General features: G+C 28.4%; 7 protein-coding genes and 1 pseudogene. 3 read left to right on the top strand and 5 right to left on the bottom strand.

Going from position 1 to position 6,020, the window contains the following annotated elements:
- Window positions 1–129 precede the first annotated feature (129 nt).
- Window positions 130–252, top strand: a pseudogene (locus tag AC2CGN_RS16700) (MFS transporter); the annotation flags it as partial.
- A 388-nt stretch (window positions 253–640) separates the two neighbouring features.
- On the opposite strand, the gene AC2CGN_RS16695 reads toward AC2CGN_RS16700, so the two are convergent.
- From AC2CGN_RS16695 to AC2CGN_RS16680, 4 genes are all read right to left on the bottom strand, one after another.
- Window positions 641–835: a bacteriocin-like WGxF protein gene (locus AC2CGN_RS16695; RefSeq protein WP_484515035.1), complete on the bottom strand. Its 195-nt coding sequence runs from the start codon at window positions 833–835 to the stop codon at window positions 641–643.
- A 4-nt stretch (window positions 836–839) separates the two neighbouring features.
- Complete coding sequence (locus tag AC2CGN_RS16690) at window positions 840–1,469, bottom strand: ATP-binding cassette domain-containing protein (RefSeq protein ID WP_484515026.1); 630 nt, start codon at window positions 1,467–1,469, stop codon at window positions 840–842.
- A 6-nt stretch (window positions 1,470–1,475) separates the two neighbouring features.
- On the bottom strand, window positions 1,476–3,644 hold the full coding sequence (locus tag AC2CGN_RS16685; protein WP_484515024.1) for a DUF1430 domain-containing protein: 2,169 nt from the start codon (window positions 3,642–3,644) through the stop codon (window positions 1,476–1,478).
- Window positions 3,645–3,708: 64 nt separating this feature from the next.
- Complete coding sequence (locus tag AC2CGN_RS16680; protein ID WP_484515022.1) at window positions 3,709–4,092, bottom strand: lactococcin 972 family bacteriocin; 384 nt, start codon at window positions 4,090–4,092, stop codon at window positions 3,709–3,711.
- A gap of 226 nt (window positions 4,093–4,318) precedes the next feature.
- Here AC2CGN_RS16680 and AC2CGN_RS16675 point away from each other — a divergent pair, with 226 nt between their 5' ends.
- Window positions 4,319–4,432: a winged helix-turn-helix transcriptional regulator gene (locus tag AC2CGN_RS16675; RefSeq protein WP_484515020.1), complete on the top strand. Its 114-nt coding sequence runs from the start codon at window positions 4,319–4,321 to the stop codon at window positions 4,430–4,432.
- Between the two features lie 190 nt (window positions 4,433–4,622).
- Here AC2CGN_RS16675 and AC2CGN_RS16670 read toward each other — a convergent pair whose 3' ends face one another.
- The gene (locus AC2CGN_RS16670) at window positions 4,623–5,225 is read right to left on the bottom strand and encodes a hypothetical protein (RefSeq protein ID WP_484515018.1); all 603 of its coding nucleotides are present in this window, start codon (window positions 5,223–5,225) and stop codon (window positions 4,623–4,625) included.
- A 94-nt stretch (window positions 5,226–5,319) separates the two neighbouring features.
- On the opposite strand from AC2CGN_RS16670, the gene AC2CGN_RS16665 reads away from it, so the two are divergent.
- On the top strand, window positions 5,320–5,709 hold the full coding sequence (locus tag AC2CGN_RS16665) for a hypothetical protein (protein WP_484515016.1): 390 nt from the start codon (window positions 5,320–5,322) through the stop codon (window positions 5,707–5,709).
- The last annotated feature ends 311 nt before the right edge of the window (window positions 5,710–6,020 follow it).

The following is a 6,020-nucleotide window of genomic DNA, read 5'->3' as shown; positions in this document are numbered from 1 at the left end:
CACTCCTAGTAAATTGTTAAGATTATTATACTTTATAAACTCCCAATTCTCTGTGTCCATTATTTAGACTAACATCATTAAACAGGTAGTTGTCCTAAAATTATCTAGTAGCTTTTGGAGGAATTATAGGTGGTAGCTTGGGAGATTTTTTGGATTTGTCTTCTTTTTAGCCAAACCATTTCATTTTTTGGTTCATCGCTCGTACAATATGCTATTGCTTGGTATATTACATTAACAACACAATTAGGCATAGCATGATGACATTGGCTACTCTTTTGTTTGGAGACTGTACGTTTGTCCACGGTATATACTAGACTTTGGGCTATATCTAGTCTTTATGGGGTAACAGGCTTGGCAATGTCTATCTTTTTCACGAAAAATCAATTCGCCTGTATCCGAGGAAAGTGCGCCTCCATCATTAGATAATTTAATAGAACGGTTGAAATGTAGAGTATTTTGCGATAAAGTAGCCATCATAAGAATCCTTTCTTTCCTTTTGGTTGATGTTTAGTCGCAATAACCTTAACAGAAATGGATTCTTTTTTCACCTTTTATGTGAAAAAGAGAATCCCATGGAAAAGCCGACAAGTCAGCTTTTCCATGGGATTTTGTGTTGTTTGGTGAATAATCTAGGGTGTATCTATATTTTATTATTTTTTTTATAAAACATTATATTTATAAGCAGATTTAATATTAAAAAAATTGCTATAAATAATCCCCAATATATAACTAGATTATCATATCCCAACAACATTACTCTATAAATTATTTTATGTATAACTACAGTTAGTAGTATTAATATACAATTAATTATAGATAATGTTATGATTTTCATCATCTTATTTTCTCCGTTCTATATTGATTATTCTATCTGAACGTTCAGCTACTTCCTTATCATGAGTTACACAAACAATAGTTTTTCCGGCATCTTTTAAATGTTTAAATAAATTCAAGATAACTTTTGTATTTAAATCATCAAGATTTCCTGTTGGCTCATCTGCTAATATTATTTCACAAGGTTTTAACATTACCCTTGCTATAGCAATCCTTTGTTGTTCACCACCACTTAGCTGATAAACTTTCTTTTCTAAATATGTAGCATCCAAACCGACTAGTTCTAAATTATTTATTATTATTTCATTATTAAAATCGTTACTATACGCCTGCGAAATTAGTAAATTATCTTTGACTGTTTCATTATTCATTAACAAATAATTTTGGAATATATACCCGAATTTATTTCTTCGCAAAGACATAGTAACTTTACTATTTGGATTTAGATGACCGTCTATAGATACAGTACCTTGTTCTGGCTTATCTAATAGCCCAATCATATTTAAAACTGTCGTTTTACCTGCACCACTTTCACCAATAATAGAAACAAATTCTCCTTTACTAATGTTCAATGAAAAATTTGTAAGTATCTCTTTTCCAAAAAAACTTTTACTTATATTTTTGAGTTCAATCATAGATACTCAATCCCCTTTTACTACATTGTTTATATTTTTCTTATTCAAAAAATTTATAAATATATTAAAAAATAGAAGTTCCAAAAATAAAGTTCCTAAAAGTAGTAATAGTATAACATTAGTACTTTTGAAGAAATAAAGCGCCAATATAGCTGCTAAAACATTAGAGAAACTAGCTATAAAAATAATAGTTTTATTTCGTTTCCAATAAGAATAACCGAACAAATATTTAAGGGTTAATTGATAAAGATGTGCATTATAGTAAGACCAAATATATGCACTAAAAAGTAGAAATGAAAATATAATAACAATAATTAAAGCAACTAGTTGTTGGAATAATTCCCACTTTAGTTCAATTAATTCATCGTTTGCTTCACTATAAACAGACACTACGTCATTTATTTCTTTAACGTTTGCTTCTTCTAATGATGAAGAAATATTTTCATAGGCACTTCCATTCGAATTATCTAAGAAGAATAATGAATGTGTCGCATACGCTCCTATTGTAGAGGTATCCAGGCTTTCTGAATATAAAATAGCGATAGGATCTATCACTTTATTTTTTTTGTTTCCTCTATAATTACTATATGTAAAATATTCTTGACCTTTTTTAGTATAGATTATATTAATTTTTAAATCATCTATTTCCTTTTCAACTAATGGTTGACTAAGTTCTTTATTATACATATTGACAATTTCGACGCTTTGGAAATAAAACCATTCTTTATATGAACTCTCAATATAACTAACAATAACCTTTAATTGTTCCGGCACTAACACATTCAATGTGTTTTCATCTTTCTTCAACTGATTAATAATTGGCAAACCATTACTACTTTGAATAGGGTTTACTATTAGATAATTTTCATCAATGAGAATGCGCCTTCCTTTGGGAGTATAAATATCATTTGTATTTTTAATCCCAGACATATAGCTATAAATAGGTTTTCCATCTTTATAATCTATAACGCTAAATTTTTCGGCTTCTATAAGAAAAGCCTGGTTATTTTTTTTGATTTTTTCATAAAAGAGACTTAATCTATCATTTAAATCTCTATCGATTTTTAAGTCATCCAAATTATTTAGAACGCCTACTTGAATACGAAATACATTTTGAGTATCGTCCCAGTAATTTAAATTATTTAATTTGTAGGTTAAATTATTATACTTTACAAAAGTAAAACTAATCATACTAAAAAGGACGATAGATACTAATGTCTTTAAAATGATCGACACCCACTGAATCTTTTCAAATGGTAAAGCTCCTTTAACACTATGATTATACTTATTAAATTTGAAAGTTAATAAAATACCGAGTGTTGCGAAAAATATAAGAGTAATTAAAATAGAAATATTAACCAATAATAGGTAAAAACATTCTGGAAAAGTAAATTGTCTAAAAATTACTGCATTTACAATTGTTCCAACTAATATTAATATTAGTATAATAGTAAAGTACCATGAAAAAGGTCTTAAAAAAGAATATACAATTTTCGTTTTTGAATACCCCCACATATAATATAATAGTAAAGTTTTTCTTTTTTGGATTAAAAAATAAAACATACCTATTATATATATGACAAAAGAAAGAATAACCACCATTAATAAAGAGATATTTGTTAATGCTAAGCTATTTATGTTTTCTTTTTTTGTTTGTATGCTACCATATGGGGAGAATTCTTGAGTAAAAGAATGGAGAATTTCTTTATCTACACTACTCAAATAGAAATCATTTTTGAATCCTATATTTTTTATTTGTTTAAAATCATATATATTAAATTCCCAATTAGATGGTGGAAAGTAAAAAATACCAGTTTGTTTTTTTTCATCTTCTTTTAAGCGATTAGAGATAAAACGCTTCTCAATAGGAAATTCTCCAGATTTTAATTTTATATAAGGATCTTTTAAAACGTTTGTAGAGTAAATATTTAAAGAATTTTCGCTGGTGAAATTATATTGAGAAATATTAATATTATTTTTCTTTGAGAATTGAACTAAATGTTCAGTAAGCTCATTAATATTGAAGTTTATTTTGGCATCACTATAGTCAATCGTAACAATTTGATTTCTTTGATATAAAAAATCTATCACCTTATTATTTGAATATATAGAAAAAATAAATAAATTAGATGTGATTATCACAATAGTTAAAAGTAGATATATTATTTTTCTCATGAATATATCCTTTCAATAAATACAAAGTATAGGGATTTCCCCTATACTTTGTTTTGTTTAGTATTTATTTTACATTCCAATTTGCTGTATTACCCCAAAGAGAAGATTTAATCCATACAGCTGCTAAGTCACCTGGTTGCTCCCATTCACTATGTCTAGTGGTACTGCTATTACCTGCGCTTGATTTATGTACTTTTGAAGGATGTTCATATTCTGAAGTATGACGATCTAATCCCCAAATTACATTAAATGTACCGCCTCCAGCTGCTACACCTGCTCTAGCGATACTATTTGTACCATCAATTAAGAAAGAACCTGTTTCTTCTTGAGCCATTAATGCATCTAAATCAATACCGCCTTCATTTGTAGATAATTCTGCTGCAGAAGCTCCTCCTGCTGAAGCACTTAAACATGCACAAACTGCTAATCCTGCTAAAAATTTTTTCATTCCAATTTCCTCCTTTTTATACTTTTTTTGATACAAGAAAATTTTAACATATTTTATTTATAAAGTAAATATTTAGTTAATTATAAGGCGTATTTGGTGTCAAAATTCAAAATTTAGAGTTAAGACGCATTTCGAGGAGAGGGAGAATTGCTAAAAAGATTTTTTTTAAAAAATGATGAGAAATGGCGAGGTGGAAACCCAAATGGTCGTCCTAAGTTAACCATCAATGAATCGAAATTGCTACATTATTAAGGAAGACGGAAAAAGTAATCGAGAAATCGTACGAATACTAGGTGTTTCAGAAGCAACTATTAGGAGACGATTGAAAGAACTGGAATGACTGGATACTTGATGTAGAAAACTTAATATAAATATAACTGCTGATTTAACTTCTATTAATCTACAGTAGTATAGCTCCTTTCATTTTCTAAAAATAAATATCAAGCAGCTATATTTGTTGTCGCTTTGCTCAATTATAAAAAAACAAAAAGGCTAGCTTAAGCTAGCCAAGGGTTACTCTAGTATATTTACTAATAAGTAACAGTAACATCAGTCATATATACTGTCTGGCCTTTAACAAAGTTTTGAAATTTAAAACTATAACTGTATCCTCTTGAATAACCAGTTAAGCCATAATGGAATCCGCCGATCAAACCTTCAGGGACATCTAATCTGAATTCTTCTGTTCCATGATCCTTATTATATATAAAAAATGAAAAAGGTTTTGATCCTTTTGGAGTTATTGTGATATTAGTAGGATTATAAAATCCATCCCCTTGTTTGACATAGATATAATCTTTGAAGTGGAATGCATTTGTGCTATAAGTAGATGCCGCAAATGGAGTTATTAAATTCAAATCTTTTTTAACAGTAGCAGTAGAATCATAAGGGATAAATGTGAACATTTGTTGTAATTCTTCGGTTGTATAAGGAATTTGCTCACCATTTGCATCAAATATTTTTATCTTAGAGAAAAATTTATCACTTGTGTCAATAATGTTTGCATCACTTGTGATCATAGTGTTTGCAGAAGTATCACCTGTGTCAATAATGTTTGCAGAAGCCTCTTGTGGTGTAAAATAAGTTAGTCCGATTAGAGCAATAGTTGTTGTTAAAAAATGTTTAATTTTCAAAATAATTTCCTCCTTTTCTATATATTATGATATACTAAAAAATAAGATAAATAAACATGATATTTGTATTTTTTTGAAATTCAGGAGGTTAATGGTGAATAAATATAGAATCTTAGGTGCTATATTTCTTTTAGTTTTGATTTTAAGCGCTTGTTCAGATGATAGAGAAAAATATAATTTTTATGGAGAAAGTAACAATTGGATTGTTAAGTACGAAACTGAAGTTACTAAAGAAAGAGAATTTGGAGAATTTACAATTAAATATATTGGAAAAGAACCTGCACCTGAATTATTCGTATATAAAATAAAGAGTGCAAAGTTAGATGTTGGTATTGGTGAAGAAACTTTTAACAATGAAAATAATATACATTCATTTAATGTCGAATGTACTGACTGTGAAGTTTACACAACTGAAAATGATAAGATCGAAGCAAAATTAGAGTGGAACGGGAAATCGGAAATAATTAAATTGGACAGTAAATGATAATGGGGGAAAATGTAAATAATCGTTGATATTTATGCAAAGTTTTATACATGTCGTAGCCAGTAAGACAGCACTAAAATCGAACGTAAAAAAGCCATTCCACAGTGACTAATAGAGAGTTGGCGCTCTTTATTAATCGCTTTATCTTATATCGCACATACGATGCAGCATATCGTGAAATGACTGTTTTTAACTGTTAAATATAGATATTATCTATATACGTCATTCTAGTATGAATTAGAAGACATTTCAATAGTTTATTAATATGTCATTAAAGATTACTCCTTAATCTAAAGCGTTTTGCTTCAAAA

The organism is Lysinibacillus sp. DFXJR4 (assembly GCF_057196045.1).
The sequence above is the reverse complement of the archived record's forward strand: the minus strand, read 5'-3'. Positions and strand labels throughout refer to the sequence as shown.

Excerpts from the sequence above, each read along its gene's own strand:
- AC2CGN_RS16685 (WP_484515024.1), bottom strand. The coding sequence starts at position 3,644 with ATGAGAAAAATAATATATCTACTTTTAACTATTGTGATAATCACATCT.
- AC2CGN_RS16675 (WP_484515020.1), top strand. The coding sequence starts at position 4,319 with ATGAATCGAAATTGCTACATTATTAAGGAAGACGGAAAAAGTAATCGA.
- AC2CGN_RS16695 (WP_484515035.1), bottom strand. The coding sequence starts at position 835 with ATGAAAATCATAACATTATCTATAATTAATTGTATATTAATACTACTA.
- AC2CGN_RS16680 (WP_484515022.1), bottom strand. The coding sequence starts at position 4,092 with ATGAAAAAATTTTTAGCAGGATTAGCAGTTTGTGCATGTTTAAGTGCT.
- AC2CGN_RS16690 (WP_484515026.1), bottom strand. The coding sequence starts at position 1,469 with ATGATTGAACTCAAAAATATAAGTAAAAGTTTTTTTGGAAAAGAGATA.